Source organism: Micromonospora foliorum (genome assembly GCF_022229015.1).
Classification (GTDB): Bacteria; Actinomycetota; Actinomycetes; order Mycobacteriales; family Micromonosporaceae; genus Micromonospora; species Micromonospora foliorum.
This window is the reverse complement of record NZ_JAKKFF010000398.1, coordinates 1-3088: the sequence shown is the minus strand read 5'-3', so window position 1 is coordinate 3088 and position 3088 is coordinate 1. Positions and strand designations below refer to the sequence as shown.

The following is a 3088-nucleotide window of genomic DNA, read 5'->3' as shown; positions in this document are numbered from 1 at the left end:
GGGCGGGCCGGGCCAGGGGCGGGAGGCGGCGGTGCAGGCGCGCTGCGCCGAGGCGCAGACCTCGTTGGATCTCGGCCTCGGCCCACTGACCCGGGTGGCGCACTTCCGGCTCGGCCCGGAGCTGCCCGACCGGCTGCTGATCGTCAATCACCACCTGGTGGTGGACGCCGTCTCCCGCGGCCTGCTCCTGGCCGACCTGGAAACCCTCTGCGGCCAGCTGGAACGCGCCGAGACGCCGGCCCTGCCGGCGAAGACCACGTCCTACCGCGCCTGGGCGCGGCGGCTGGCCGAGTACGCCGGTTCGACGCGGCTCGCCGAACAGCTGCCGTTCTGGCTCGCCCAGGCCGACGACGGTGTGCTGCGCCGACTCGCGGACGAGCCGGATTCCGGGCCGTTCCGCCTCGGCGACCTGGGGTTGGCCACCGTGACGCTGGACGAGGCGGCTACCAGCGGGGTGCACGCCGCCGCACGGCGGCTGCGGGCCAGCGTGCGGGACCTGCTGGTGTGGGCGGTGGTGACCACCATCGCCGAGCGCACCGACGGCGGCGCGGTGACCGTGGCCACCACCGGCCACGGCCGCGAGGCGCTCTTCGACGACCTGGACGTGAGCCGCACGACCGGCTGGTTCCAGGTGCTCTATCCGCTGCGGTTGCAGTTGCCCTCCACCGCCGACCCGACCCGCTCGGTGCGCTCGGTGATCCGGCAGCTCTCCCGGGTGCCGGACAACGGCATCGGCTACGGGCTGCTGCGCCACCTCTGCCCCGACGAGGAGGTTCGCACCAGGTTGGCCGCGACGGCACCGCCGATGGTCGCGGTGAACTACATGGGTGGCTTCGGCTTCGACGACGTCGCCCCGGCCAACCAGCTCCTCGACGTCTGCGCGGCGCCGTTCGGGCCGACCGAGGACAGCGACGGGCACTGGCCCTTCCCCTTCGACGTGACCGGGTCGCTCACCGGCCCCCGGCTCCGCGTCGACCTGAGTTACGCCACCCCGGCCTTCCGGTCGGGGTCCGCTGAACAACTGCTCGACGGCATCCGGACCAGCCTGCTGCGCCTGGCCGGAAACCACGGGCAACCGCCACGGCAGTAGGAGGAGACCCCAATGGCGTTCCGACGCCCGACCCGGTTCGCCGGGTTCACCACGATCTGGTTCGGCCAGCTGCTGTCGGCGCTCGGCACCCGGATGACGAACTTCGCCCTGAGCATCTGGGTGTGGGACGCCACCGGCCGGGCCTTCGACCTGACCATGCTGATGGCGTGCGCGTTCGGCGCGACGGTCATCTTCAGCCCGATCGCCGGCGCGCTGGTGGACCGGTGGGGGCGGCGACTGACCATCGTGCTCAGCGACATCGGGTCCGCCGTCACCACCGCCGTCGTGCTGCTGCTCTTCCTCACCGGCTCGGTCGAGGTGTGGCATCTCTACCTGGTCAACCTGGTCACCGGCGCGTTCCTCGCGTTCCAGCTGCCGGCGTACCAGGCGACCATCACGGTGATGATGGAGAAGGGCCAGTACCCACGGGCCAACGCCATGATGTTCGCGGTCCGGACCATCCCGGTGATCTTCGCCCCCGGCTTCGCCGCCGCGCTGCTCGGCCTGATGGACATCAAGGTCATTCTGTTCATCGACGCGCTGTCCTACGTGGTGGCGATCGGCGCGGTGCTGCTGGTGCAACTACCGCCGGTGCCCCGCTCGGCCCAGCCCGACGACGGCGGCTTCTGGTCCGACACCATCTACGGCTTCCGCTACATCCTGGCCAGCCGGGCCTTCACCGGGCTGGAGGCGATCATGTTCGCCATCAACGTGCTCGCGGCGGTCGGCTTCGCCCTGCTGGTGCCACAGATCCTCGCCCGTACCGACAGCAGCACCAACGCGGTCGGGTTGGTGCAGACCATCGGCGCGGTCGGCGGTGTGGCCGGCGCCCTGCTACTGGGGCTGCTACCGAACACCCGGCACAAGATCCGCCGGATGCTCGTCGCCATCCTGGTCTTCAGCGTCCTCGGCCGGATCGTCTACGGCGTCGGGGACAGCATCATCGTCTGGTCGGTCGCCCTGCTCTTCCTGCACCTGTCCATTCCCTTCATCGACGGGTACGCCCAGTCGGTCTGGCAGGAGAAGGTGGAACCGTCGCACCAGGGTCGGGTCTTCGCCGCGCGGCAGTTCATCGAGGACCTGGCGTACCCGGGTGGCACCGCGCTTGCCGGCATCGCCGCGGACCGCTGGTTCGAGCCGATGATGCGCGACGGCGGGCCCGGGGTGCCGTACTTCGGTTGGTTGGTGGGAAGCGGCCCGGGCGCCGGCATGGGCCTGATCTTCGTGATCGTCGGCCTGTTCGGCATCGGCGTCGCGGCGGCCGGCTTCGCCTCACCCAGCATCCGCCGCATGGAGGTCGACCTGCCCGACTACGACGAGACCCCCGCCGTGCCCGCGCCACTGCCGGCACCGACCGGCACCGACGAGCTGACCGACGACCGCGCGGTGGTGGCGAAGTGACGCTCACCGAGGTGGTCGCCGGGGTGCTGGAGGTCGACCCGGCCGAGGTGACCGACGACTCCGGACCGCAGACCATCGGCACCTGGACGAGCCTGCGGCACCTGCAGCTCGTCGTGACCCTGGAGGAGGTCTACGGGCTCTCCTTCGCCTTCGAGGACATCCGCGACGTCCGCAGCGTCGCCGACCTGCGCGCCGTGCTGCGGGCCAAGGGCACGGAGGCGACATGAGCGCCGACCTGCTCGCCCGGCGCACCCGCTGGCAGGCCGTCACCCGCCAGCGTCCGGAGCCGGTACTGCGGGTGGCGCTGCTGGCCAGCTACACGGTTGATCCGCTGGTGCCGTACCTGGGGTTGGGCCTGCACGACGCCGGGCTGCCCGCCGCCCTCAGCGTCGGCCCGTTCCAACAGGTCGTGCAGCAGTGCCTGGCCACCGACGGCTTCCTCGCCGAGACCCGGCCGGACGTGCTGGTGGTGGCGCAGCGGCTGGAGGAGGCCGGCGACCCCGGCCCGGCCGGCGCCGGCTGGGCCACGGAGCTGCTGGCCGGCGCGGAGGCGGCGGTCACCGCCGCCCGTCGCCACGGCGCACTGCTGGTGTACGT

The 3088-nt window shown here is 71.9% G+C and carries 4 protein-coding genes; all 4 read left to right on the top strand.

Features of this window, described 5'->3' with window-relative positions:
• Positions 1-1090 (top strand): condensation domain-containing protein (locus PSH25_RS25595; RefSeq protein ID WP_238661487.1); only part of this gene is annotated, 1090 nt, incomplete at its 5' end.
• Positions 1091-1102: 12 nt separating this feature from the next.
• A complete protein-coding gene (locus PSH25_RS25590) occupies positions 1103-2491 on the top strand; it encodes an MFS transporter (RefSeq protein WP_238661486.1) in 1389 nt (462 codons plus the stop codon).
• Positions 2488-2718, top strand: coding sequence for an acyl carrier protein (locus PSH25_RS25585; protein ID WP_238661485.1), 231 nt, complete (start codon positions 2488-2490; stop codon positions 2716-2718). The genes PSH25_RS25590 and PSH25_RS25585 overlap by 4 nt, the downstream gene beginning before the upstream one ends.
• On the top strand, positions 2715-3088 hold a 374-nt coding region (locus PSH25_RS25580), incomplete at its 3' end, for a hypothetical protein (RefSeq protein ID WP_238661484.1). The genes PSH25_RS25585 and PSH25_RS25580, both read left to right, overlap by 4 nt.